The organism is Flagellimonas hadalis, from assembly GCF_007785775.2.
In the GTDB taxonomy this organism is placed as follows: Bacteria; Bacteroidota; Bacteroidia; order Flavobacteriales; family Flavobacteriaceae; genus Flagellimonas; species Flagellimonas hadalis.
Map to the genome: position 1 here is coordinate 1 of NZ_VNIK02000048.1, position 461 is coordinate 461.

The following is a 461-nucleotide window of genomic DNA, read 5'->3' on the forward strand; positions in this document are numbered from 1 at the left end:
AGACCGGGAGAGAAAATCCCTGTGGATGGAACGGTGTCCAAAGGAAGTTCCTATGTTGATGAAAGTATGATCACGGGCGAACCCGTCCCTGTAGAAAAGACAAAGGATGAAAAAGTTTTTGCCGGTACCGTAAACCAAAAAGGAAGCTTTCAGTTTGTAGCTGACCGGGTGGGAGGGGAGACCCTTTTGTCCCAGATCATCAAGATGGTGCAGGAAGCACAGGGGAGCAAAGCGCCCGTACAAAAATTGGTGGACAGGATTGCCGGTATTTTTGTTCCTGTGGTAATGACGATTTCACTGGTGACATTTATCACCTGGATGTTCCTGGGAGGTGAGGACGCTTTTACCCATGCACTGTTGACCGCAGTTGCCGTATTGGTAATAGCTTGTCCCTGTGCGCTGGGTTTGGCAACCCCCACGGCCATCATGGTGGGAATCGGCAAGGGGGCCGAACACAATAT

At 50.5% G+C, this 461-nt stretch carries 1 protein-coding gene; it reads left to right on the forward strand.

Translation table 11 applies throughout. The annotated features are described in order from the left end of the window. Nucleotides 1–461: HAD-IC family P-type ATPase (locus FOT42_RS17950; RefSeq protein ID WP_151891800.1), on the forward strand; the 461-nt coding region annotated here is incomplete at both ends.